Annotated in this window: 21 protein-coding genes; 2 read left to right on the top strand and 19 right to left on the bottom strand. The window is 48.0% G+C overall.

From position 1 onward, the window contains the following. Nucleotides 1–53: 53 nt before the first annotated feature. The 13 genes from ACEPSU_RS06575 to ACEPSU_RS06515 all read right to left on the bottom strand — a co-directional run bounded on the left by ACEPSU_RS06575 (nucleotide 54) and on the right by ACEPSU_RS06515 (nucleotide 16,488). Nucleotides 54–2,123: a hypothetical protein gene (locus ACEPSU_RS06575; RefSeq protein WP_395320729.1), complete on the bottom strand. Its 2,070-nt coding sequence runs from the start codon at nucleotides 2,121–2,123 to the stop codon at nucleotides 54–56. Next, nucleotides 2,113–5,727, bottom strand: coding sequence for a hypothetical protein (locus ACEPSU_RS06570; RefSeq protein WP_395320728.1), 3,615 nt, complete (start codon nucleotides 5,725–5,727; stop codon nucleotides 2,113–2,115). Before ACEPSU_RS06570 ends, ACEPSU_RS06575 begins: the two co-directional genes overlap by 11 nt. 224 nt (nucleotides 5,728–5,951) lie before the next feature. After that, a complete protein-coding gene (locus tag ACEPSU_RS06565; RefSeq protein WP_395320727.1) occupies nucleotides 5,952–7,109 on the bottom strand; it encodes an MFS transporter in 1,158 nt (385 codons plus the stop codon). A 6-nt stretch (nucleotides 7,110–7,115) separates the two neighbouring features. Then, a complete protein-coding gene (locus tag ACEPSU_RS06560; RefSeq protein WP_395320725.1) occupies nucleotides 7,116–7,541 on the bottom strand; it encodes a MarR family winged helix-turn-helix transcriptional regulator in 426 nt (141 codons plus the stop codon). A 248-nt stretch (nucleotides 7,542–7,789) separates the two neighbouring features. After that, a complete protein-coding gene (locus ACEPSU_RS06555) occupies nucleotides 7,790–10,912 on the bottom strand; it encodes a leucine-rich repeat domain-containing protein (protein ID WP_395320724.1) in 3,123 nt (1,040 codons plus the stop codon). Between the two features lie 408 nt (nucleotides 10,913–11,320). Continuing rightward, nucleotides 11,321–12,139 (bottom strand): DNA repair protein RecO, encoded by an 819-nt coding sequence (gene recO / locus ACEPSU_RS06550; protein ID WP_395320723.1) that lies wholly within the window; start codon nucleotides 12,137–12,139, stop codon nucleotides 11,321–11,323. Between the two features lie 27 nt (nucleotides 12,140–12,166). After that, complete coding sequence (gene era / locus ACEPSU_RS06545) at nucleotides 12,167–13,072, bottom strand: GTPase Era (RefSeq protein ID WP_020088523.1); 906 nt, start codon at nucleotides 13,070–13,072, stop codon at nucleotides 12,167–12,169. A 12-nt stretch (nucleotides 13,073–13,084) separates the two neighbouring features. Then, entirely contained in the window at nucleotides 13,085–13,486 is a 402-nt protein-coding gene (locus ACEPSU_RS06540; RefSeq protein ID WP_020088524.1) for a diacylglycerol kinase family protein, read from the bottom strand. Next, nucleotides 13,464–13,952 (bottom strand): rRNA maturation RNase YbeY, encoded by a 489-nt coding sequence (ybeY, locus tag ACEPSU_RS06535; protein WP_020088525.1) that lies wholly within the window; start codon nucleotides 13,950–13,952, stop codon nucleotides 13,464–13,466. The genes ACEPSU_RS06540 and ybeY overlap by 23 nt, the downstream gene beginning before the upstream one ends. Beyond that, entirely contained in the window at nucleotides 13,952–14,938 is a 987-nt protein-coding gene (locus ACEPSU_RS06530; protein ID WP_395361480.1) for a PhoH family protein, read from the bottom strand. Before ACEPSU_RS06530 ends, ybeY begins: the two co-directional genes overlap by 1 nt. 160 nt (nucleotides 14,939–15,098) lie before the next feature. Further along, complete coding sequence (locus ACEPSU_RS06525; RefSeq protein WP_395320721.1) at nucleotides 15,099–15,572, bottom strand: GNAT family N-acetyltransferase; 474 nt, start codon at nucleotides 15,570–15,572, stop codon at nucleotides 15,099–15,101. A gap of 61 nt (nucleotides 15,573–15,633) precedes the next feature. Further along, the gene (locus ACEPSU_RS06520) at nucleotides 15,634–16,080 is read right to left on the bottom strand and encodes a GatB/YqeY domain-containing protein (RefSeq protein ID WP_020088528.1); all 447 of its coding nucleotides are present in this window, start codon (nucleotides 16,078–16,080) and stop codon (nucleotides 15,634–15,636) included. A gap of 42 nt (nucleotides 16,081–16,122) precedes the next feature. Next, a complete protein-coding gene (locus ACEPSU_RS06515) occupies nucleotides 16,123–16,488 on the bottom strand; it encodes a winged helix-turn-helix transcriptional regulator (RefSeq protein WP_395320720.1) in 366 nt (121 codons plus the stop codon). A gap of 214 nt (nucleotides 16,489–16,702) precedes the next feature. Here ACEPSU_RS06515 and ACEPSU_RS06510 point away from each other — a divergent pair, with 214 nt between their 5' ends. Beyond that, complete coding sequence (locus ACEPSU_RS06510) at nucleotides 16,703–17,722, top strand: zinc-binding alcohol dehydrogenase family protein (protein ID WP_395323148.1); 1,020 nt, start codon at nucleotides 16,703–16,705, stop codon at nucleotides 17,720–17,722. A gap of 93 nt (nucleotides 17,723–17,815) precedes the next feature. Here the strand turns inward: ACEPSU_RS06510 and ACEPSU_RS06505 are convergent, their stop codons facing one another. Together ACEPSU_RS06505 and rpsU are read right to left on the bottom strand one after the other, a co-directional pair. After that, nucleotides 17,816–18,910: an NAD(P)-dependent alcohol dehydrogenase gene (locus ACEPSU_RS06505; RefSeq protein WP_395320719.1), complete on the bottom strand. Its 1,095-nt coding sequence runs from the start codon at nucleotides 18,908–18,910 to the stop codon at nucleotides 17,816–17,818. A gap of 294 nt (nucleotides 18,911–19,204) precedes the next feature. After that, nucleotides 19,205–19,393 (bottom strand): 30S ribosomal protein S21, encoded by a 189-nt coding sequence (rpsU, locus tag ACEPSU_RS06500; RefSeq protein WP_011667518.1) that lies wholly within the window; start codon nucleotides 19,391–19,393, stop codon nucleotides 19,205–19,207. A gap of 192 nt (nucleotides 19,394–19,585) precedes the next feature. On the opposite strand from rpsU, the gene ACEPSU_RS06495 reads away from it, so the two are divergent. Continuing rightward, nucleotides 19,586–20,413 carry a pyruvate, water dikinase regulatory protein gene (locus tag ACEPSU_RS06495; protein ID WP_020088531.1) on the top strand — a complete coding sequence of 276 codons (828 nt, stop codon included), beginning with the start codon at nucleotides 19,586–19,588 and terminating at the stop codon, nucleotides 20,411–20,413. Nucleotides 20,414–20,512: 99 nt separating this feature from the next. On the opposite strand, the gene ACEPSU_RS06490 is transcribed toward ACEPSU_RS06495, so the two are convergent. The 4 genes from ACEPSU_RS06490 to ACEPSU_RS06475 form a co-directional block, all read right to left on the bottom strand. Further along, the gene (locus tag ACEPSU_RS06490) at nucleotides 20,513–21,199 is read right to left on the bottom strand and encodes a class I SAM-dependent methyltransferase (protein ID WP_395320718.1); all 687 of its coding nucleotides are present in this window, start codon (nucleotides 21,197–21,199) and stop codon (nucleotides 20,513–20,515) included. 68 nt (nucleotides 21,200–21,267) lie between these two features. Beyond that, on the bottom strand, nucleotides 21,268–22,197 hold the full coding sequence (locus ACEPSU_RS06485; protein WP_395320717.1) for a deoxyribonuclease IV: 930 nt from the start codon (nucleotides 22,195–22,197) through the stop codon (nucleotides 21,268–21,270). Then, nucleotides 22,197–23,420 (bottom strand): CDP-glycerol glycerophosphotransferase family protein, encoded by a 1,224-nt coding sequence (locus ACEPSU_RS06480; protein WP_395320716.1) that lies wholly within the window; start codon nucleotides 23,418–23,420, stop codon nucleotides 22,197–22,199. The genes ACEPSU_RS06485 and ACEPSU_RS06480 overlap by 1 nt, the downstream gene beginning before the upstream one ends. Before the next feature lie 19 nt (nucleotides 23,421–23,439). After that, complete coding sequence (locus tag ACEPSU_RS06475; RefSeq protein ID WP_020088537.1) at nucleotides 23,440–24,249, bottom strand: ABC transporter permease; 810 nt, start codon at nucleotides 24,247–24,249, stop codon at nucleotides 23,440–23,442. Between the last annotated feature and the right edge of the window lie 3 nt (nucleotides 24,250–24,252).

The following is a 24,252-nucleotide window of genomic DNA, read 5'->3' as shown; positions in this document are numbered from 1 at the left end:
ACTGTGTTTCATGATAGCCGTCTGGGGCGGGGATGTCAATGCGTTTCGTACATTTACTGCTGGGTTTTATGCTGATTTAAAGTGGCCTTTTCCTTCTCCCGATGTGCCTCCAGATCTAGATATTCACGAATATACTTGAATGGAAATGGAATCACTGTATATCGATTGAAGCGAACAAAGTCGACCTGTAATAGGGATTCAAACGCCTGAAAGATCGCCTGAATATCTGTTTTGGGCTGAGGACTGTTCAAAACTTCAATTTGTTTAAGGGGAATCGCCCGTGCCTGTTTCCCCTTAATCAGCTGATGATTGCCCACAAAGTAATAGTGTCGCCCCTGCAATTCTAGTAGACCCATCCCATACGTGCCAACCCAATAGGCATCGAAGCGTTTTTGGCGTACTGGAATGTGCAACCAAATACCCGTATCTTCAAAAAATTGGTTATTAAAATCTTGCATGAGTTTTGTTTTCCAATTGCGTTTAAGCACAGCATTGACCTGTCGAACGGTCAGCGTGGACTGATCAAGTGCCTCTAATTTTTGAATTAGTTGCTCTCGCCCAGTTTTATCAACGGTCACCGTTGCCTGTGCAGCAGTGATGAGCTCACTGCGGGCAAGTCTATTTTCACCATCAGCCGCGACCAAATGTGCCTTTAACTTGGCACCATCGGGTACGGTAATCAAGTCCGTGCCATAAATTATAAAAAGATTTGTATCACTCTGAATGGCGCCCACCAAGTAGCTGTGCCGACGCTTCGATGACTCCCAAATTTGGTGAGCTGTCTTCAAAAGTTCAGTATCTGCCACGTCTGACTCCCTAAAAAGTCCCTTTTCAAAGGATAACTTTCCAGTAGCAGAGATTGTTAATCGGGTGACGCGGAGACGCGGTTCTGATTTCCTGTCGGCTAGATTATCGAGCATCAAGTATCGAAATTGTGACGCAGCGGATATCTCAACTCCTGAGGGAATCTGTAGCTGTGCGGTCATCACTTCTCGTTTAATCTGCAACTGATACAACATCATTTGAAATGCCTTATCGTCCAACAAATCCCACTTCTCATCTTTCAGCATCAGTTGTGAAAAATTGGTCAGGGTAAGATGCTGAATGACTCGCTTACCAGAGCCACAAATATAGTGACTGTCATCCAAGTCCGCGACAACTTGAATATTCAGGCCATCTACTGGCTTCGAGCCTGCAATACTCCTTATCTCGAGTCCCTTTAGCCGCGAACTTTGGTCAGACTTTTCTTGCAAAAACTGTGTCAATTTAAGGACTTCCGGTTGTTCAGAATTAGCAACAAAGTGAAACCGACTTCCACGCAGCACTTGCCATACTTGACTGGCGGAAGACAATTTGGGTTGTTGATAATAGGCCAACGGCACCTCACACGGTGTTGGAAACATCTTGAAATACTCGGAAAATTGCTGACTTAGTCCCGTAATCAAATCGTTTATAATTCCTAATTTTGTTTTCTCAAACTGGTCCAGTTCTTCCACCGATAAGAAGGGCGTCAAATTTCGATGGTTTTTGATACCACCTGCTTTAAATAATGGTTGTCCATTGCTCTTAGGCAACCATTTAAAACAACCATCCGCCAATCCAAAGCCTCGTTTATCAAGCGTCTTTTTGAACGTCTCAGTACGTAACCGCAAAACGTGATTCTTGATTTCAACTTTAACGGCCGCCTGGAAATTACCTCTTTCCGACCATTTTGGCACCAAATACAAGTCACTTGTCGCGTAAACATTTCTATAACTGTTGTCCGCGTCTAGCTGACCCTGTTTCATCTGTTTGATGAGTAACATCAGCAACATATCTGTAGAGATGCCAGTTGCAATGGCCTGATCAAAGGTTAGAATCGTTTGCTTGAGCTCTTTGTCTTCGGTCAGCGGTGTCGTTCTTTTACGTAATGAAACCAAATAGCGAAAACTGCTTTTACCATCCGATAAAATTTTCTTTCCTAAGCTTTTAATAGCCAAAACCGCATTCTGTTCCGACCAGTGTGCTATTTTCTCTGGATGCATGGTCTCCACAACAACTAATCGTATGTGTTGGTCAAGCCCTACTTTGTCGAATTCATACTCCAAATAATTTGTCTTTACGAGCCCGTGATCATCGACCATTTAAGAATTCCCCCACCTTTCGTTGCTCCGCCATCGTTAACGCAAATTTGCCATCCCGGTCTAGCAAAAATGGAGCCTCCATAACGCGACCGTTCACTAATTCCTGTTGAATGAAGTTCTGTGACCCTGCCGGCGCAATTAGGTTAACCATTAACACGCGCCAATCTGACTGTCCCGTTCGTCGACTGATTTCATCTAGCTTATCCATAACATGTTGTCGTTCTGCTATTACCTCGCGTTGATGTGGTTGCCGCCAATTTTTGATATCAATCAAAACATGATTAGCTGTTTGAAAATCAAAAAGCTCATAATTCGAGTGTGTCAGGCCAGCTAACTGGGTTGACCAATATTTTTCTATCAAAAATTTCCCACATTCTTCACCCAAAATTCCTCGATAGCTGTCGAATTGAACTGGATTAAGAATGTAATCCAACACCGTCCAAAATAATGGCCACTGATTGGCCTCAAAAATCTTCCGCAAATCAGGATTTTTGGCAATAATTGTCAATCCAGCTGCTTCTGCCGAGATTTCAACATTCCCTTGACCATCCGACGGAAAGGTAAACTCATCCCCCTCTCGTTGGGCCCGATAGCTCACCGATTGCATATCTAAATAAGAAAACTCCGCCCTGTTTTGACGACTATCATATTGGTGCGCCGTCATCGTTGGATACTTTAGCAGCGTCTCGCGAAACGTTTGAAAATGTCCGGCGGCGTCCGCCGAGATCTGCAATTGTCCAACCATCTGTAAAACCGCGTCCTGTGTTTCTTGTGTCTGATTCCGAAACCTAATCCGTCGAATATGCGCTGACGTTAGCACGACATGTTTTTTCTGTAATTGATGATTGCGAATCGCTTGGGCAACTGGCCCCAACTGATAATCCTGCATCATCGTGACATTAAAATAATCAATAACCTTGCTCCCCAACAGAACCATGGTCTCTGGTACCTTATTAAACGCCCGGTCCAAACGCCCAACTGCCTGTAGAACAACTCGTGTATGCGCACCCACATAACTGATAGTCTCTCGAAATTGACGAACCGGTTGCCCATTACTTTGCTTACGAGCATACTTTGCGACCTGCGCTAAATTAATCTCACCGTTGTCAACGAGCCCTGCCAATTCATAATAACCGGTAATCCATTCTTTGCGATTACTCAATTTAGCCTGATCCGGAATTTGCGTAAATATTTGGGTGACGCGTCCCAAATAAATACCAGCAATATCCACCATTTGGCGACGTTCATCGCCCTCCACTACCGCTTTGGGTGCAATATCGATTACCTGGGATCTTTCTAGAGTTCCCACGCGATATTGCAGATTTTGGCCAACCCCCAGAGTGGCATAACTGCTCAGCAAATACACTCTAGTCTCCTTAACCGCCGGCAAATCTAACGCTTTAGCCACTTGATTTTCAACAGCTAAATGCTGAGACGATAACTTCTTAGCAATCATTCGTAACTGTGGACGTGACCTTTCCGCTGAACATAGGATGGCAACCAACTTCTCCCACACCTGCTCTATAAATTCTCGATCCATTACTAAATGTCGAAAGTCGTCATCTTCTTTGGGAAGGACACTCTGCAACCCTAAAAATGTTGGCAATTTTTCATTGCCTAAAAAACAGATGAAGCTATCGAACAATTCCAAATAACGCAATTGAATATACTGATATTCTTTAGGATTATCCTTCCTCTGAAAATGCTGATGAACCTGGATCATCGTCTGCTTAACAAATTGGTCCAACTTTTTTAAGTTCTCGTCTTGCTCGGGCGTTAGTTTCAACTCCTGCAACCGCGTTTGAACTAAATCACGCATACAGTGTCCGCCCTCACTGGTTGCGGCCTGAGATGTCGTTTCTAAAACCTTAACTGTTCCACCATTTTCACGATAGCGCCGACTAACGTCAAAACTTTCCTTAACTGCGTCTGGTAAATTTTCGAGTCCATCAAGCAATCGTTCCCCTAGCGGCTCTCGTAAAAAGTTAAAATCAAAATTGCTGAGCACCGTTTCAACATTAACGGTTGCCGACATCCCCAAAACAACACCACGTTTTACGAGCCTCAAGAGAAATTTTTCCGGGGTCGTTTGAACTGTGCCAATCTCAACTTGCGTTCGATTTAAATGATCGTCACTATCCGTTAAAGAGACCAGTTGCAAGCCATAACGTTGTAAATGACGGCCGTAGTAGTTCTCAAATTTAAGCTCATAAGCTTTACGCCGATAACCACCTAACCGTTGAAACATCGCAACAATAATATTCTTCGCATCTTGCGACAACCATAATGTGTCACAGACCGTTCGCAAAGCACTTTCTAACTGCAATTGATTTTCCAAGTCATCACGTTGCCCGTTGACCTGACTTTGATAGAGTTCCGCCCACTTTCCCATTAATTCCGTGAACGTTTCTAAAAAAAGGCCAATCTGCCGCACCATTTCATAAAAGTGAAGATCATCCGTTTGGGGTTTCAGCTGCGTCAAAACCACCTTTTTTTCTTCCGGATTATCTCGACTCCACCAGGCATGACTACTGGTTATCGTTAAACTCGACAGATTAAAAATAAAATTTGTCTTCGTTGCTGAGTTGATTGTTTTATAGTCTTCAGTTAATTTATATTTTTGATCTAGATAATCGACGCGTTGTTTTAATTTGCTAAAACGTTGCTTTTGTCGAAGAATCGCCATAATATCTGCTGGCCGACTTTTCTGGAGATTATTTGTCGCCGCGTGGATTTCTCGAAAGAGCGCTAAAAAATCTATCGGTAATCGCAAGCTATCATCAATTATTTGATCACTCAAAATACGCTTCATCTCATCAATTTCATCCAACACAATTAGTGAATCACCAAGTTCCTCATCACGACTGATCGTGATTGATTTTGAACTGAAAAAAGATTGATAGCTTCTCGTAAACTTAGCCCACGTAAGAAGTACTAATTGATGTTGATCTAAATTAATTTCTGGAAAGTACTGATTGAGATAATGAGCGGCAGGTGTCTTATCAGCGGCAACATAATTGCAAAAACAGACACGATCACCCTGGTTCAACGGCATATTTAATCCCAGTTCAGCAGCTACTCTCTCAATTAGTGCACCCTTAAACTCAGTAAATGCTTGCGCCATATTTTGGTAATCCTTGATTCGCTCACCTCTTAAAACTTGATCCGGCTGATTACGAAAGCGCTGATAGTACGTTTCTAATCGTTCCACTACACGTGAAAGCCCATCTGACTGTAGGCTCACTGGAATATCGTTCTGATGATTTAAAACAATGGCAATCGTTTCCTCTAACGATCTCAAAACTGCCAATGTTCGATGTAGATACTGCCGACGAGCTTCCGTGGACTCAAAATTACCATTCTCTTTCACGTACTCAGCGAGTAGCCTTTTGCCAAACATTTCTGGATGGAGGTTATTTTTCTTTGTGGCGACAAAATACGCGCGGAACTTTCGATTCTCAACAACACGTTTACACAGGTAATTAATAATCCCAAATGTTTTTCCACTACCCGTTGGTGCAGAAACTGTCACGAGTGCTCCAGGTTGATCCATAGTTACCATATCGTATGCCGGTTTCAGTATCTCAGAAAAATTCAGACCCATGTATTCTGTCAGCTCCCAGTACAGCATTTCTTTCTAAACTAGCAAATAATGGGTTGTCTTACAATCTCCTTTACACAATTTGTACAATGTTTACCTACATTTTACTGGAAAGCCATTTTGCTCAAATTTACGCGCTAGTCAGGCTCTTCAACGCGACAGCATATCAATTTCCATCAAAAATAGGCCTCCCAACCGGCAGGCCTACACTTATTATCAAATTTAACTCAGGCCAACTTCCGGCGGTTCCGCCAATACACCACTACGAGTAGCGGAAGTGTGATCGCCATCATCGGGTAGAGCGAGACCCATGGTAAGTAAGTCGTGATGACCCCTGCCAGCATAGGCCCGAGCGTCATCCCCAAGTCGATACCAATGTAAAATGTGCTGTTGGCCAGACCTCGGTCGGACTCGGGAACCAGCGTGAGTGACTTCGCCTGACAAATGGAAAACATCAGACCGTATCCAGCAGCGAGACCCACGGCACCTACCGCCAACATCAACCAATTTGTCATATCCGTCAGCCCGATGATGCCAATCAGATTACACCCCAGGCAGACCCAGAAGAATTTGCCAAAGGGAATCCGGTCAAAGGCGTCTCGTAAAAGTAACCGCATCGCTAACAGTACCAGCGCATAGACCGGGAAGAAGGCTCCCGCCGGAATCGCAAAACCGCGGTGTTCGACATAACTCACAATATAGGTCTGCGTCGCGAAGTATGGCAGAGAAAAGAGCAAGAGAATCACGGCAACTGGAATGACTTTGGGCTGAACCAAGCGCAATTTCGGCTGCTGGGCCTTACTCTTTCTGTAATCGGGGTGCGGCACACTCCGGTTACCCACGAACTGAATGATGATGAGCAAAAGTGTCACGCAAATCGCGGCGACCCAGAAAACACTGCGATAGCCAAAATGGTGATAGAGATAAACACTCACCGCGGGACCAATCGCCATTCCCAAAGCGTTGGCGATACCGTAGATCCCCATGCCGGCGCCAATTCGGTCGGCCGGTAACAGGCTGGCCATCCAGGTCGACATGCAAACGGTACATAGCGTGTAGCCCAGGCCGTTCACGACTCGCCACACCATAATTAAGGGGACGGACGTGGTTACGCCATAGCCCACGCACGCAATAAGGATCAGGATTCCCCCAATCAAGGTCAGCCGATACTTGGAAAAGCGATCGGTCAGATTCCCTGCTAAGGGCCGCAAGACCAGCGAGGTCAGGTTCATCATCCCAGCGACGACCCCGGCCAACACACTGTTCGCCCCAACATTACTCGAGAATCCCGCAATGATCGGATTCACCAGCATCGGACTCATCAGGAAGAAGAAGCTAGCGGCTAACACTAATTTCACATCTTTTGTATACAAACGGGTCTTCACACGACCTCAGTTCCTTTCCAAATTCTGGCTGACGCGATCCAGCATCGCCAAAAGTTCTTGCTGCTCGGTCGGTGTAAAGTCGGTAAACAGTGCCTGACTGGTATCTTCAATATGCGCATCTAACTGTCGGCATTTCGCAAGGCCGGCCGCCGTGAATGCAACTAGCTTGGCGCGACCATCGTTAGGATTAGGGTCTAATTGTAACAGCTGCCGATTAACCAACCGCTTCACGATCATGCGGGCCGTTTGGTGGGTAACCTGCTGATGATCTTTAAAATCCGTAATCGTGCTCTGCGGAAAATCTTCAAAGAACCGCAGTGCATCAGCCTGCTCACTGGTTAACTCCAGCTGACCTACGAATAAATTCTGTTTATGCCTGATTCGCCGTCCCAAAATAACTAACTTGCGGGAAATCATTTGATCACCGTTCATGGAAACACCTCTATGATTATTGTACAGCTAACTGTATAGTTTTGGAAGGCCTGATTGTGTTTTCTTTTCTCAGCAGCTTTTGCCTTGCTTTCATTGAGTGGTCACTAGTTGACATAGCTTTTCAAAGATGGCCTAATTCTTTTCCACTTGCGATGAGTCCTACTGTACAAAAATAGCCGTCAGTTAATCCTGACGACCATTTTATTCTGAAATTTTTTTAAAACACATTTTAGGTAATCTCAACCGTCTTACTGGCGACGACGGCGTTCACCTAAGCCTAGCCAAGTCAAGACTGCCAACAATGCAGCCCCAATCGCTGACCAATAATTATCCTTTTCAAGGGTTTGTGGCAATTGCGTTTGCACCTGTGTTTCTTGTCCATTAACTTTGGAACCACGCTTTGCAATAACCGACTGTTGCGTATAGGACCACGTGGATGGCGACATCCCCTGTTGCGCACCATTGAATCCAGTGGACGCAGCGGAACCGGCTAACTTGAAAGTTACTCGCTGACCCGCACGTTTCACAGCCATCCCCTTAGTTCGATGTTGCTTAGCCTTACGAGTTGGCACCTTTTTCTGAGCCCGTTTAGTCGGCTTAGCTTTGTTAGTTGGCTTGCTAGGAATCGTTGGCTTGGTTGGCTTGGTTGGTTTTGTCGGTGTAGTTGGCTGAACTGGTTTAACCGGCGTCGTTGGTGTCGTCGTACCAGAACCACTACTTGGTGTTGACCAACTCAGTGTTAGGGCGTCCACCCCATAGTTTCCGGAATGGTCCGTTGCATCCCCAGTCTTTCCACTCGATAGCGACAGTTTCAGACTGGTCCCCTTAGAGTCTGCAGGCAAGGTTAACACGTCAGTTGTCAGATCATACGTAACTTGCGTATCACCCAGCATAAAGATCATGGGATCCGTCAGAGTGAAGTTCTTTAATTGTAGTTGCTTGGCAATGGCGGCACGAATGCCGGTCAGTTGATTACCGGACTTGTTCACACTAACAGCCAATGTCTTTTGCCCAGCTAGAGCGTTGTCCCCGAGAGTTGTGACTGGTTGAGCAGCCTGAATCCTCTGTAAATCGTTGCCAGCAAAGGCACCATCTCCGACACTATTCACAGTACCATTCAGTTGGATGCCGCCCAAATCGTTGCTGGCAAAGGCTGAGGCACCAACGTCCGTTACCGATTCAGGAATCGCTAATGTTCCTCCTAACTTATTGTTCGCAAAGGCTGCAGCGCCAATGGTCTTTACGGATTGTCCCAGTGTAAGTGTCTTCAATTGATTACTGACAAAGGCACTCTCACCAATCGTCGTCACCGAGTCGGGAATCTCTAAAGTACCAGCCACCTGATTACCTGCAAAGGCACTGCCTCCAATAGTGACTAAATCCGTACCTAGCTTTAGGCCAGTCAACCGATTACCTGCAAAGGCGTCCTCACCAATTGATGTCACCAAGTCGGGAACATCTAAAGTATCCTTCAATTGGTTGCCCGCAAAAGCACTGTCTCCAATAGTGAGCAAATCCGTGCCCAATTTTAGACCAGTCAATTGATTACCTGCAAAAGCTGCATTATTAACATGTTGAATACCATCTGACAACACCAACGTTCCTACCAAGTGATTGCCAGAGAATGCGGAATTCCCAATAGTCCCAGTACTCTTGCCAAAGTCAATTCCCGTCAAGGCATCTCCAGCAAAGGCCCCCTCATTAATGAACGTTACACTATCTGGAATCACTAAATTCCCAGTCAAGTCTGGATTGCCAGTAAAGGCCGCGCTCCCGATTGTTTGAAGTTGAGAAGTCCCATCGCCGAGTTGCAATCCCGTCAATTGATTGCCAGTAAAGGCGGTATTACCAATAGTAACCACCGTATCCGGAACATAAAGATCCCCTCCAATGCTATCACCAGCAAAGGCCGCATCTCCAATGGTCTGAACGTTTTTACCAAGCGTGAGCTGTGTGAGCGTCTGATTCGTTGAGAACGCGGAACCTCCAATCGTTTCAACCTGGTCTGGAATCACAACACTAGTTAGCAAGTTGTTATCAAAAGCTGATCCACCAATCGTTTTCAGTGCATTCGCATTATTCAGATCAAGCTGGGAAATTTGATTGAACTCAAAAGCATTACTATCAATCTTCGTTACCGTCTCAGGTATGGTGACAGCAGTGATCTTATTATTTGAAAACGCGGCTTTTCCAATTGTCTGCAGGGCATTCCCTAAGTCAACGGTGGTCAGAAGATTATAATCAAACGCGTTATTCCCCACAGACCATGTCTCCTTCGGTAACACCACACTGGTCAGTGCATTGTGGGAGAATGCGTTGACTCCAATTGAAAGAGAATTGTCTCCTTGACCGAAATCAACCCCAGTTAATTGGTTACCAGAGCCATCGCCTTCATTTCCTTCAAACGCCGCATTCCCAATCTCTGTTAAGGTTGCTGGCAACGTCAAAACACCTGTTAACTGATTTCCACTAAACGCATTGGCCTTGATATCCCATAGCGAATTAGTATCCTTGGAAAAATCAATCGTCTTCAGCAGATTATTCTCAAAAGCATGCTCCCCAATAACTTGGATATTAGCACCCATGGTTAAGCTCTTAATCCCCGCATTCTGGAAAACCTTATCCGCAATTTCGGAGACATTGAAAGTACCCGCACTCCCGGTATGAGCGTCCGGAATCACAATATCCTTACTTGTGCCCGAGTATCCTGTAATGATATAACCATTACCAGCAGCGTTTAAGGCATACGAAAATCCATCCGCATCCGGTGTCGTCTCATCAGCGCTTGTTGGAACAACTGCCGATCGCGATAACAACAAGGATGGCCGAACCTGATTCAACCGTAATGAATAGCCCATCGCAGAGAACTTTCTAGAATTGTTTACCGCCACGGATGAAGTCTTTACTCGAAGTGGCTCCGTAGACACTACCGGTGGTTGTACAGGTTCTGTTGGTTTTTCGACTGGTTCCTCTGTCGTTGCTTGGCTTGTCACAGCTGGTGAGTCCGCCTGAGACGGTTGTTGTGCAGCCACTGGCTTGCCACTGGCAGTACTCGACGCTTGACTAGTCACTGACGACGGGGCAACGCTAGACGACTGGCTCGTCACTGAAGATGGCGCCGAGTTTTCGTCAGACGCAGCGCTCGTCAGGTTACCAGCAGCCTTTGCTGAAGCAGCGACTTCACCAGCTGCTGCGTTTTCAGAATTTTTAACAGTTGCTGTGACCGGCTCTGTCGTATCTGTTGCGGCTTGTGCTGTTTGCGCACTGATCATGAGCCCTGTACTCAAAGCCACTAACGTAACGCCCGCATACAGGAACTGATGCTGCGTTTTATTTTCACGACCCCATTCTTGACGATCTTTCGTCTGCATGTCTAATCTTCCCTTTTCTTTTCCCATGCCGTTGTCGCACATGGAGATGTTCTCCGATTAATAAGTTTTCTTATATTTCAAGGGTAGCACGAATAATGTAAATTACCAGATGCCGCCAGATAGCCACGGGAGAAACGGTTCACCCTATGTTAAAAAAATTTTAGCTACTCTGCATCTATAATTCCCGCCATAATCCCGGTCTTTTGGAACAATCCACAACAATTATCAAAATTCATCACAAATTACCTTATCTGTGATGAATAACATTTTTCTGGTCACTGACCATTTTTTAATCATCATCTAATAGCAGTCCAATCATTACCGTTGTCTCCCTTTTAATCACCATCTCGCTACACAAAAAAGTGCCAAACACCGCCCCGTGCAGGGAAGCGTTCGGCACTCATATTATTAAGATTTAGGATTATCTCCGGCCTCTGCGTTGTCATCCTTCAGTGGCATCAACCGCGCCGACCAGGACTGCATCTGATCCAAGAACCGTTTACTCTTGGGATGAACCCCAATCTGGCTGTCGTAGATTTCATCCATCAACTGCCGCAGGGCGTGCTCCGTTTGAGGCTTCACACTAATCGTGTGGAGCTTATCCAGGTCGAGCACTGAGAACTGCCGTAGGTAATAGATTGTCCGCTGATTCAGATGAAGCCGGCGTGGGTCCATCTGCCAATGCTGCTGGCACAACAGTCCCCCGTAGCTTTCCGAATAATCAAAGGGCAGATCGTTTCTACCACAGACCGCACAGCCTTGGAGCTGTGGCGCTACCCCAAAGGCCGGCATCAACTGAATTTCCATGATGTTGGTCACAATCGACGCATTCACGCCATCGTCAATCAGCGTCAGCGCGCGCTGCACCCGGTGATACCACTCGGGTAACGGCTGACTGTCGGGAAAGGCGGCATCCACCAGGCTCATGATATACGTGGCGTAGGCATTTTTAAAAATGTCCGCGCTAATATTCTGATACTGGCTGGTCTCCCTGGCCGTGCGAATATAGGACAAGCCATCATCGGCAATGTCCCCCACGTAACTGCCCACCGTAAACGGTAGGATATCCGCGACCATCTTGAAGCCCTTCTTCTTGGCACCACGCACCAAAAACATCTTCTTGCCGAACTCCCGCGTCAAAAACTTAATCAGGAAGTCCCGCTCAGCATAGTCGCGCCGAAACAGCAGGATGCCGTGAAAATCCGTCACATTACGTGCCACCGTCATCCCCGCTTTCTTTCAAATACCGTTGCTTTACAGGTCGTCCTTACGATAACCGTAGCTCTTCAACAACGTTGCCTTGTCACGCCAGTTTGGTTGGACCTTGACCCACAGTTGCAGGTAGACTTTGCTTCCCAACAAGTGTTCAATGTCGCGCCGGGCCATCGTGCCGATCTTCTTGAGCATACTGCCACCCTTGCCGATCATAATGCCTTTTTGGGTCGGCCGTTCGACGATGATCGTGGCTTCGATGTGCACGTGATCTTCATCCTTTTGCTTCATGCTTTCGATTTCAACCGCCACTGAATGTGGCACTTCTTCACGCGTCAACATGAAAATTTTTTCGCGAATCAGTTCACTGACCACGAAGCGTTCTGGGTGATCGGTCACCTGATCTTCGGGGTAGTACTGGGGACCATTTGGCATCTCGTCAACCAAGTCACCCAAGAATTCATCCACGTTATTTCCTTCAAGCGCGGAAATTGGGTAAACGGCCTTCCATGGCAGCGCCGTCTTATACTGTTCCATGATGGCCAGCAGGTCGTCCGGATGAATCTGATCGATCTTATTGATCAACAAGTAGACCGGTGCCTTGATGCCCTTCAGACGGTCAATGATAAAGTTATCCCCGGCCCCCCGTTTTTCAGCAGCGTTGATCATGAACAGGACGGCGTCGACTTCGTTCAAAGCCGACATTGCGGACTGCACCATGTAGTCGCCCAGCTTACTCTTAGGCTTGTGGACCCCCGGCGTATCAATGAAGACGATCTGCGCTTCATCCGTCGTGTAGATCCCTTGAATCTTATTCCGCGTAGTTTGTGCGGTGTCCGACATGATGGCGATCTTTTGACCGATCACGCGGTTTAAAAACGTTGATTTCCCCACATTGGGCCGGCCAACGATAGCCACGAAGCCTGATTTATAATTTGGATTATCCATATTTTCCTCCACTTAGAACCAACGACTCAGCGCTGGCAGCATGACGAGTGCGCCGACAATGATGGCAAAAGTCGCGGCGAGTAAGACCCCACCGGCGGCCACATCCTTGGCCCGTTTCGCCAAATCGTGATAGGTCGTGCCCACCACTAGGTCGACGACAGCCTCAACAATCGTATTGAGCGTTTCGGCGATCAACACCAAGAAGATGGCGAGCACCAGCCACAGCCACTCATTTAACGTTAGTCTTAAAATAATGCCGGCAATCACCGCCAGCGTTCCTACTGCCAAGTGCTTCCGGAAATTCCGTTCGTAATGAAACAGTGCCCGCAGGCCATCCCACGCGTGACCTAACGACTGCACGAACGCCCGGTTCTTTCCCGTCTGCTTGCGCTTATCGTTTGAGCCCATAGGCATCGAGGATATCGGCTTGCAACTTGAACATGACCTTCTCATCCTCTGGCTTCATGTGATCGTAGCCATTCAGATGTAAGAAGCCGTGGACCACGAGAAATCCGAGTTCCCGTTCGTAGGAGTGGCCCAGATATTCCGCCTGTTCTTCGACCTTATCCATGGAAACAAAGATATCACCGATATTTTCGGGAATCTCGGCGGCCATCTCAGGGTCCATGACTAATGGAAAATCAGCGTCTTCATCCTCAGAATCTTCAATCGCAAAACTAATGACATCGGTTGCCCGATCGACCCCGCGGTACTGCTTGTTGATGCGGTGAATGTCTTCATTGTTCATCAGAGTCACGGACATTTCGGTATTTTCGGCAAGTTCAAGATACTTCCCGGCATATTCCAAAACATCTTTAATCATGTCCACGTGCTTTGCTGGCACGCCGTCTTTGGTTTTATCATAAATCTCTAAATCCATTATTTTTTAGCTCCATTTGGTTTAGTATCGTTGGCTTCGTAAGCGTTAATGATGCTGGCAACGACTGGGTGCCGGACCACATCATCAGAACTGAAGGTCACAAAGTTAATGTGCGCCACATTCTGCAGGATATGCTGAGCCTGAATCAACCCAGACTTGGCATTGTGCGGCAGGTCAATCTGCGAAATGTCCCCGTTGACGATCATCTTGGACCCAAAGCCCAATCGCGTCAGGAACATCTTCATCTGCATGTTAGTCGTGTTCTGAGCTTCATCCAAAATGACGAAGGCTGATTCCAGCGTCCGCCCCCGCATGTAGGCCAGTGGCGCAATTTCAATAACTCCACGATCCATCAAGCGGGTCGTATGTTCTGCCCCTAAAATAGCGTACAGGGCATCATAGATAGGCCGCAAATAAGGGTCGACCTTCTCCTTCAAGTCCCCAGGCAGGAACCCCAGGCTTTCTCCAGCTTCCACGGCGGGACGGGTAATGATCAGTTTCTCCACGTCACCGCGCTTCAGGGCAGCCACGGCCATGACAACGGCTAGGAAGGTCTTCCCAGTCCCGGCCGGCCCAATCCCAAAGGTAATGTCGTTGTGCTTAATGGCGTCAATGTACTGGCGCTGGCCAAAGTTCTTGACCCGCACAGCACGCCCCTTAGCGTCCTTAATCAACGTTTCATTGTAGAAATCCTTAAAGTACGTCAATGTGCCCTTACCCGCCATCTTCATGGCACTGATGACATCGGCACTGTTGAGCTTGATCCCCTTGGCCAGTAGGTCGCTCATGTTGCGCAAGATAGCCAGCGTTTGGTTGACCGTATCCGCAGCACCAGAGACCTTGATCACATTACCGAAAGGCTTGATTGTTACTTGCAAGCCTTCTTCAAGGATCGTGACGAACTGATCCTGCGCTCCCAGTAAAGCAACCTCATCTTCAGGCCGGGCCAAGATATATTCTTTTTCAATCGTTGTGTTTTCAGTCAAATACGGTGGCTCCTTTGTTTTTAGTTAGTGTCTAATAGTCAAATTTTAGCATACTGCCGGGGATTGTAAAAGGATTCCGCGCGAAAAGCCAGGAGAAGCGCCAATAACTGCCACTAATCACCGATTCAGACCGGTCTGGTTGCAGTCACCCTCACCACTCTTAATCAGTTGGGCTCACAACTCTTCGGGTCAACACGAGTCGATCCCGAAGCTCCAAGCCGTTTTCCATAATATCGTGATTGTAGTGGGTCGTAAAGTAATCGGCCTCCACCGCCACGACGCGATAACCCTGCCGTTGATAGAGATAGAGTTGAGTGAAGCTCGTGGTCCCCGTGGCCACCCGTAACGTGTGATAGCCGTGGTCGCTGGCCCACTGCCGGGCAAACTCCAGGAGGGCCTTGCCGTAGCCCTGCCGCTGACGGCTAGGGGTAACGGCCAAATTAGCAACTTCTAGGACTTGATTGGCCCGTGGTAGGAGTACCAGTACGCCAATCAGTCCCCGAGAATCACTAGCAGCGAAGGCTGTTGCCACTTTCAGGTAGCTGTCGATCAGGCTCTGACTGGGATCAGCGCTCAGTAACAGGTCATTTTGAGCCGGCGTGGGTTGCTGAAATTTTTGATAAATCAAAACCACGTGACCACCCTCCCTTCGTTAAAAAAATCACCACGGTCCAACCGTGATGATTCTCGTGAACTTACTTGTTTAATTGGGCCTTAACAGTCTTGTTGACAACGGCCCCATCGGCCTTGCCCTTAACCTGTGGCATCACAACGCCCATAACCTTACCGAAGTCACCCATACCGCTAGCAGACACCTTAGCGATGCTGTCAGCGACGATCTTAGCAACTTCGTCTTCACTCATTTGCTTAGGCGCGTACTTTTCAACGATGGCAATTTCGGCCTTAACGCCTTCTACCAAGTCGTCACGATTACCTTTGGCGAATTCTTCCATGGATTCCTTACGTTGCTTCAATTCACGGGAAACAATCGTCAATTCTTCGTCAGGGGTCAAATCATGGCCTTGCTTAACCTTTTCGTTGGTCAAAGCAGCCTTCATCATCCGGATAACGTTTAAGGATAACTTATCGTGGGCCTTCATAGCCGTCTTTAAATCTGTGTTGAGTTGGGTCTCTAAACTCATTACATTTCCTCCTAAAAATCGTGATTACTTTCTAGTTTACACCTATTTAGCGGATGCGTCAGCTGAAGTTGCTCCCGTCTGGCTTTGGTTATAATGCTGACCCCAAGCCGCCATCGCCGCAATTACTGGCCAAAGTGACTGGCCAAACGGTGTCAACCGATATTCTGTTCGCGGTGGCATCTCCACGTAAACCTTTTTGGTCAGGAGTCCATCCAATACTAGCTCGTGAAGTTGCCGCGCCAGCATCCGTTCTGAAATGCCGGGTAACCAACGTTTAAAATCACTGTAGCGGCCCACCCGTTCTTGAAACAATCGATATAAGATGACACTTTTCCATTTCCCCGCAACAAACTGTAAAGTACTCTCTACCGGACAGCCAACAGCACAATCATATTTTTTTCGCTCCATGATTCTCTGCCTCCTCTGTCAACTGGACCCAGTCTACGCCGAATGCGCCAGATAACAAGTAACAGCACTTACCTTTCATTCAAGCCCACAGCGCAACTAGTAACTGACAGATCTGTCAATTACTGACAAAAAATTCAGGATTGTTTTTCACCGACCGATGATTTACGCTAACACTGAATCACCAATCAAGAAGGGAAGTTTTGCCATGTCAGACATGCGGGCCATCGGCTTCACTCAGAATTTACCGATTGAAAATGAAAAAAGTTTCTTTGAATTCTTTACACCTAAGCCAACACCCACGGGTCACGACCTTTTGGTGAAGGTCCAGGCGACCTCGGTCAATCCCGTGGACACCGGTGTACGGCGTGGGACGAAGGGTGTCCTCACCACGCCTAAGGTGATCGGTTGGGATGCTTACGGCATCGTTGACGCGGTTGGCGATGCTGTCAGTCTATTTCAACCCGGCGACCGGGTCTTCTATGCTGGTTCCTTCAAACGCGCTGGAACGGACAGCGAATACCACCTCGTCGATGAACGCATCGGGGGCCACGCACCAACTACGCTGAATCCGGCGGAAATTGCGGCCATGCCCCTGACCTCCTTAACGGCGTGGGAAGCCCTCTTCGAACAGATGCCAATTGCCTTCGACCATCCCCATGACAACGCCGGGAAGACCGTGTTGATTATCAATGGCGCTGGTGGCGTTGGCTCAACGGCAACACAGCTCGCTCACCTAGCTGGCCTGACTGTGATTGCCACGGCATCGCGGCCGGAGACCATTGCCTGGACCAAGGCCCACGGTGCGGATGCCGTCGTCAATCATCGCAAGAACCTCGTTGAAGAGGTCCACGCACTGGGCTACAACACGGTCGACTACATTCTAGAACTCAGCAACCTCAATCAGCACTGGGCCGAGATTGTCACGCTCATCGCGCCCAGCGGTCACATCGTCTCTATTACTGGCAACGACCAACCCATCGACCTCCGGGCCTTAAAACAAAAGCGCGCGACCTTTGCCTGGGAATGGATGTACACCAAGTCCTACTTTGAGACGGCCGACATGATCAGCCAGCACGAGACGCTGGAACGCATTCGGCAATTGCTAGACGACAAGCAACTTAAGTCCACGCTAACCAAGACACTTACCCCCATTAACGCCGCTAATCTGCGAGCTGCCCACGCGTTAGTGGAAACTAACCGGATGATTGGGAAGGTCGTTTTGACTAACAACTAAAACATTCTTTATCGTACAACAGTCGCTTCCACCAACTCGTTAGAAACAGTAAACGAATTGGTAGAAGCGACTGTTTTAATGCACTAATAATGATTAATCAAATACAACAATCGGCTTGATGACCTTACCACTGGCAGAGTCCGCAAACGCCTGATTAATATCTTCAAACTTATAAAGCTTGGTGAGTTTATCAAATGGGAACAGGCCCTTTTGGTAATACTTAACAATCTTAGGGATAAAGAGTTGTGGAATGGCATCACCTTCAATGACCCCAGCAATCGTCTTACTTTCGGCCATGATGTCATCGTTCACATTAAATGTGACATCTCCAGCAATCCCCACGACTGCATCGATACCACGTGGCTTGATTGCGTTAGCCGATTCCTTAATGCATTGTGCGGCACCAGTCGTCTCCAATGCAAAGTCGGTTCCGTTACCGGTAATCCGTTTGATTTCGGAAACCACATCGACATCGGGCTTGCTCTCAATAACATCCGTTGCTCCCAACTCGCGAGCCATGTCCAACCGATAAGGATTAGGTCGATTCACGACAATGATGTGTTCCATATTCATTAGCTTGGCGGCCATCACACCAGACAACCCAACGGCGCCGGCACCAAAAATGACAATTGAATCGCCAAATTTAGGCTTGAAGTATTGTAAAACTGTCCCGGCACCGGTTTGAATTCCACAGCCCAAAGGTCCGAGTAGTTTAAGATCAGCACTCTCATCGACTTTAACCACACCACGTTCGGAGACTACTGAATAAGTACTGAATGAGGATTGACCGAAGAAGTTCGAGACAGCTTCCCCATCTTGGGTAATTGCAGCAGAACCATCCTTACGACGCCCACCAAAATTAATTTGGTTCATTTTATCACATTCTGCAGGATGCCCAGAAAGACAGCTCTCACATACGCCACATGAATTAAATGATAAGACCACGTGATCTCCTGGTTTCACCGTTGAAACAGACGACCCAACTTCTTTGACAATTCCGGAACCTTCGTGTCCAAGAACCACTGGATAGCCAGCCATACCAGCATCACGACCAACAGCATCCGTGTGGCAAACGCCACTAGCTACCATCTTTACCAGGACTTCATCACTTTCTAATTCAGCCAGTTGTGCCTTTTCAATTGTTAAAGGCTCCCCTGATTTGCGAGCCATTGCAACCGTAATGTCCATTGTGTTTTCCTCCACGATCTGTTCATTTTGTAACAAACATATTTATTTTAACCTATATTTTGTAAAACTCAATGGTTCTCTATGTAAATTTAGTTAACAGTCGTTGCACCGTCATCCACTTTGACCGAACAACGACAGTAACCGTGTGCCCTCTGAACGGAAGCTACTGACCAAAACACTACTAAAAAATGCTGCTAACTGCATTGCTTTAGTGCATCAACTTCACCTAAACGATACAAAAAACCGCTAACCAATTAAGGTCAACGGTTTTTTAAGTTAAATTGCAAAAAGAGCTTAGAAACGCTTCTTCTTGGCTTTACGCTTACGCGCAGCTTCTGATTTTAACTTTTTCTTCACACTTGGTTTTTCGTAAAATTCACGTTTACGGTATTCTTGTAAAGTACCGCTACGGGAAACCGTACGTTTGAAGCGCCGAAGAGCGTCGTCAAAAGACTCGTTTTTGCGAACGACTGTCTTTGCCATATAAAATTCCCTCCCTCCGAGCACAAGTAATAACGCCGGTTAGCTTTTTACCACCGGCGTAACGGTTCTTAACTATTATACATAATCATCCAAACGGCGTCAATAACGCAAGACAATAAAATTTGAACCGTTTTAGCGGACGGGGTAAACTAGGGGTAATCATTAAGAAAAAATGTAGAGGAGTTGCTCGCTATGCCGCAGATTACCATCTTCATCATTTCCGATTCTTCCGGGGAGACGGCGCTGACCGTTGCCCAAACGGCAGTATCTCAGTTTCCCACCGTGCAAGCCAGCTACCAACGGTTCCCCTTTATTCAAACCGATTCCATTCTCGATGGGATTCTCAACCTCGCTAAGAAACAGCGGGCGATGATCTTTCACACGCTGGTCAACGCCAAGCTGAGTAAAAAGGTCAGAGAATTTGCGACCACTAACCAGCTCCAGCAGTTCGACTGCATCCAGCCGGCCATGGGAGTCATGCAAAACGCCACGGGCTTAACTCCCGAAGGTGTTCCCGGCCTGGTTCACAACCTCAATGACACCTACTTCGATCGGATTGCCGCCATGGAATTCGCCGTGACCTACGACGACGGCAAGGACCCGACTGGCCTACTCAAAGCAGACATCGTGATTCTCGGGGTCTCACGAACCTCCAAGACCCCCCTGTCACTCTTCCTGGCCAACCGGAACTTACGGGTCGCTAATCTGCCGCTAGGCCCCACTACGCAGCTTCCAGACGAGCTGTGGCAGGTTGACCCCAAGCGAATCTTTGGCCTGACCAACAAGCCGGAATCGCTCAGAAAGATTCGTCAGGAACGGATGCTATCTTATGGCTTACCCGCAGACAGTGCCTACTCTGATACCAAGAAGATCAGCGAAGAATTAGACTACGCTCAGAAGATCTATAAAAAGATTGGCTGTCTAGTGATCGACGTCTCAAACAAGTCGATTGAAGAGACTGCCACACTGATTATGGAGAGCGTGGATTACGATTTAATTCCCCATCCCTTAGCTGATTAACCATCTAAAGAACAAAGTGCTCGTGACCAATTTCGGTCACAGAGCACTTTGTTTTTTTGCTATCACTATTAGTCAGAATCAACGCGTCTCTGCATTTCTTCACTTCTGAGCTATCAAAACTCTCGTACTCAGCAACGCATACATTCCATTAAGTCCAGCGTGCTGGACACTAACTTCCTTCACGCCAAGTTTTTTCAATTGATTCCGATATTCACCGACGTGTTCAATATCCAAAATAACCAGATGCCCGTTCGGCTTCAATACCCGGTAGGCCTCCGTAATCGCTTGTTGCCGGCTAGCCTTGGGTTTTACATTGTGAATGGCAAGACTCGCCACAACATAGTCAAAACAATCATCCTCAAAGGACAACTGTGTCATATCGCCGGTGACCAACTCACTGACGTCACTAACACCCGCCCGGTCAATGTTGCGTTGCGTCTCCTCGGTTGAATTGCCTGACTGGTCTCCCCGATTCCAAATATCTAAACCCGTCACTTTCCCCGGGACACGCAACCGCCGCGCAACTTCCAGTAAAAAGGCCCCATGGCCCGTACCGAGATCCAGCACCCGTTCGTGACCGTCAAGCTGCATTTCCGCAACGACGCGTTTGATAAGCTTGTACTTCCCCCACAACGACGTATACAAATACATGCCCGCAAACAAGTACAGGGCAATTGGGAAAAGGTAATTGGTCCACTCCCCAGAAGTAACTGCCATCACCATCCCCACGATACCAACGAGTAAAAACACGATTGGTACTAACGGCGCATCGACACCTTTTTTCATATTCAATTTCTCCTCCTAAGTCTCCTACTCCTACGATAAAGCTAAGCGATTATACCATATCTGCTCTACTACCGCGTCAGGTATGCATCGACCGGGTTTCCGGCTAATACATCAGCTTCTAAATCCGGATTAAATTGTTGATGCTTGAGCATGGCCACCTCGTAGCCGTGAGGATTGACCCCATGCTTGCGGTCTGGCCCAATCACGGGCGTTTCCATAATCTTCGGCACCGCCGTCAATTGGGGATGATGTGCAACACTGTTCAACACGTCAAACCCCAACGTTCCCAATCCGATATTGGTGTGCCGATCTTTGTGACTTCCCTGTGGATTCTTGGAGTCGTTCAGGTGAATCACCTTGAGCTTGTCGACGCCGATGACGTGGTCGAATTCATCGAGTACGCCATCAAAATCCGTGGCGATGGCGTAACCGGCATCACTGGTATGGCAAGTGTCGAAACAGACCGACAGTCGGTCATTAGCCGCCGTCGCATCCATGATGGCCGCGAGTTCTTCAAAGGTTCGACCGACCTCGGTTCCCTTGCCCGCCATTGTCTCCAAGGCAATCTGCACGGGCTCATCGGCCGCCGCCAAGATCTCATCGAGACCCTTGGCAATCTGGGCAATCGCAGCTTCCGGGCCAGCACCCACGTGAGCGCCGGGGTGCAGCACAATCTGTGTGGCCCCGAGAGCCGCCGCCCGTTTCACTTCATTGGTCAGAAATTCCACGGCAAAGGCATAGTTCTGGGGCTTGGTCGTATTTCCCAAGTTGACTACATACGGCGCGTGAATCACGACGGCCCGCTGATTGTGGTCGGCCATGAACTGCTTGCCCACCGGAATATTCAGCTCGTCGATTGGCTTGCGACGGGTATTCTGGGGCGCACCCGTGTAGATCATAAAGACATTTTCACCATACTGATCAGCCTCTTGCGCCGATCCCAGAAGCATGTCTTTGCCCTTCATACTAACGTGTGAGCCGATTAAAAATTCTGCCATTACAATTCATCCTTTCCACTGATGATCAGGCTGGCCACCTTCTGGCTAGCCGTGCCGTCTTCCCAATCACAAAACTTCTGATAAAAGGCGTCCTGCTGAGCCTGATACGCTGGGAAGCTCCCCTGGTCGCGCCACCCATCGAGTTGCTCATAGAAGGCGTTCGCCGTCGTGACGAGTGGCCCCGGAATTTCCTTTTGGTAATCGAAGTAGAACCCGCGAAGTTGGTCGCGGTAGTGTTCGAGGTCGTAGGCGAAGAATAATTGGGGCCGTTTTAAGTTAGCAAAGTCAAACATCACCGACGAATAATCCGTGATCAGAAGATCCGTAATCAGGTAGAGTTCGGCAATGTCGGTATCGGCCAGTACCGTCACTCGGTCCTCGTAGCCACGAATATCCACGGCGTCCTTAACCAGATAATGAGGGCGAATAATCAAGTGCGTCCCAGTCGGTACGTGCTTAAAGAATTCACCCAGGTCAAACGGCAGGTCAAAACGATAAACCCCTGGTCGCACCGCCATGTCGTCACGCCAAGTTGGCGCATAGGTCACAACTGGTCCAGTGACCTTGCCCAACAGGCATTGGCGCAGTGCCGCCACCTTATCCGGTTGATCATCCGTGTAGAGCACGTCGTTTCTGGGATAGCCAATCGTCAGAAAATGGCCGCGATAGCCAAAGGCCCGTTTGAAAATATCGCGCGAATACTGGTTCGGTGCAATCAGGTAATCCCAGCGCGATGCGGCCGTCACAAACTGCTGGTGGTAGTCAGCCGTACTGGTCCCCGGAATTGCCACGTGTTCGATGTCGGCGCCCAGCTTCTTCAGGGGCGTCCCGTGCCAAGTCTGAATGGTTCGAGTGTGCCGATTTGACCGCCACCAGTTCGGTAGCCGGGAATTTAAGACCCAGTACTGAGCCCGGGCCATCAGCCAGACCCACTTGGGTGTAAAGCGCTTGATTAGTTGGATCTCCGGGTACTTACGTTTCAATGCCGCATATTCACGAGGTTTGACGCTAAAGTACGCCGTCTCCCGGTAACGGGGATTCGCCGCCACCAATGCGCGGTAGATGGCCGCCGGATTGTCGTTGACATCCTTTCCGTTGAAGCTTTCAAACATCACTAGTCGCCGTTTAATAGGTAAACAAATAAGCCCATCGTTCATCACGATGAGCCCATAGCGAGCAACTAGCTTCAATGACTGCGTGATTTTTTGGAAACCGTTCGCCATTTGAGGTTGCTCCTTTCAATTATATTAAATCAACAAAGCGTGACCGGAACTTGTAGTGCAGGTGGGAACCCACGAGCAGTAAGAAGAACACGAACAGCCAGAATTCTAACGTTAACATTGGCTTATCCCAGAACCAACCGGTCCCTAAGAAGGATTCCCGGAAGCCCGCAACGATATAGTAGTACGGGTTAAGTTCGAGTAAGTGAATGAATGGTGTTGGGAATGAGGGTGTCACGAAGTTAAACAGCACACCGGACACGTAGAACAACATCCGCATCAGGGATTGTAACAGGATATGGTAGTCCCGTACCAGCACACTGATACATGAGTTGAAGATTCCCAGAGCCACGAGTAAACAAATCATGGCAAAGAAGTAGTAGATCCACTGGAACCAGGCAACCTTAGGGTAAACCCCGTTCAACAGGCCAATAAAGATGGTGAAGACCATCATGGTCCAGAAGGAACTCAGATTGCTGACGATCTTGATCGTTGGCAGCGCGGACACGGGGAACTTCATCTTGGCCACCATGTTGACCCGTTGGTAGATACTCTTGGACCCATCCAACGTGGCCCGGTTCATGAAGAACCAAGGTGAGATTCCGATAACCATCCATGGCAGATAACCGACCCCACTAATGGGTTGGCCGTGTTTCAGACCCACACCGAAGACTAACCAGTAGATACCGATTTGAATCAACGGATATAAGTACTCCCACATTAAACCTAAGTAATGACTTTGATAACTTGCTTGATCTTCGTAGCGCGAAATCCGAAAAATGATTCCGAGACTCGAGACCTGTTCTTTGAATAAGGTCATGACCTCTTTCAAGGC

Source organism: Levilactobacillus parabrevis (assembly GCF_044051715.1).
GTDB lineage: Bacteria > Bacillota > Bacilli > Lactobacillales > Lactobacillaceae > Levilactobacillus > Levilactobacillus parabrevis.
The sequence above is the reverse complement of the archived record's forward strand: the minus strand, read 5'-3'. Positions and strand labels throughout refer to the sequence as shown.

Coding starts and splice junctions, on each gene's coding strand:
- ACEPSU_RS06575 (WP_395320729.1), bottom strand. CDS start 2,123: ATGGTCGATGATCACGGGCTCGTAAAGACAAATTATTTGGAGTATGAA.
- ACEPSU_RS06570 (WP_395320728.1), bottom strand. CDS start 5,727: ATGGGTCTGAATTTTTCTGAGATACTGAAACCGGCATACGATATGGTA.
- ACEPSU_RS06560 (WP_395320725.1), bottom strand. CDS start 7,541: ATGAACGGTGATCAAATGATTTCCCGCAAGTTAGTTATTTTGGGACGG.
- ACEPSU_RS06555 (WP_395320724.1), bottom strand. CDS start 10,912: ATGCAGACGAAAGATCGTCAAGAATGGGGTCGTGAAAATAAAACGCAG.
- recO (WP_395320723.1), bottom strand. CDS start 12,139: ATGACGGTGGCACGTAATGTGACGGATTTTCACGGCATCCTGCTGTTT.
- era (WP_020088523.1), bottom strand. CDS start 13,072: ATGGATAATCCAAATTATAAATCAGGCTTCGTGGCTATCGTTGGCCGG.
- ACEPSU_RS06540 (WP_020088524.1), bottom strand. CDS start 13,486: ATGCCTATGGGCTCAAACGATAAGCGCAAGCAGACGGGAAAGAACCGG.
- ybeY (WP_020088525.1), bottom strand. CDS start 13,952: ATGGATTTAGAGATTTATGATAAAACCAAAGACGGCGTGCCAGCAAAG.
- ACEPSU_RS06520 (WP_020088528.1), bottom strand. CDS start 16,080: ATGAGTTTAGAGACCCAACTCAACACAGATTTAAAGACGGCTATGAAG.
- ACEPSU_RS06515 (WP_395320720.1), bottom strand. CDS start 16,488: ATGGAGCGAAAAAAATATGATTGTGCTGTTGGCTGTCCGGTAGAGAGT.
- ACEPSU_RS06510 (WP_395323148.1), top strand. CDS start 16,703: ATGCGGGCCATCGGCTTCACTCAGAATTTACCGATTGAAAATGAAAAA.
- ACEPSU_RS06505 (WP_395320719.1), bottom strand. CDS start 18,910: ATGGACATTACGGTTGCAATGGCTCGCAAATCAGGGGAGCCTTTAACA.
- rpsU (WP_011667518.1), bottom strand. CDS start 19,393: ATGGCAAAGACAGTCGTTCGCAAAAACGAGTCTTTTGACGACGCTCTT.
- ACEPSU_RS06495 (WP_020088531.1), top strand. CDS start 19,586: ATGCCGCAGATTACCATCTTCATCATTTCCGATTCTTCCGGGGAGACG.
- ACEPSU_RS06490 (WP_395320718.1), bottom strand. CDS start 21,199: ATGAAAAAAGGTGTCGATGCGCCGTTAGTACCAATCGTGTTTTTACTC.
- ACEPSU_RS06485 (WP_395320717.1), bottom strand. CDS start 22,197: ATGGCAGAATTTTTAATCGGCTCACACGTTAGTATGAAGGGCAAAGAC.
- ACEPSU_RS06480 (WP_395320716.1), bottom strand. CDS start 23,420: ATGGCGAACGGTTTCCAAAAAATCACGCAGTCATTGAAGCTAGTTGCT.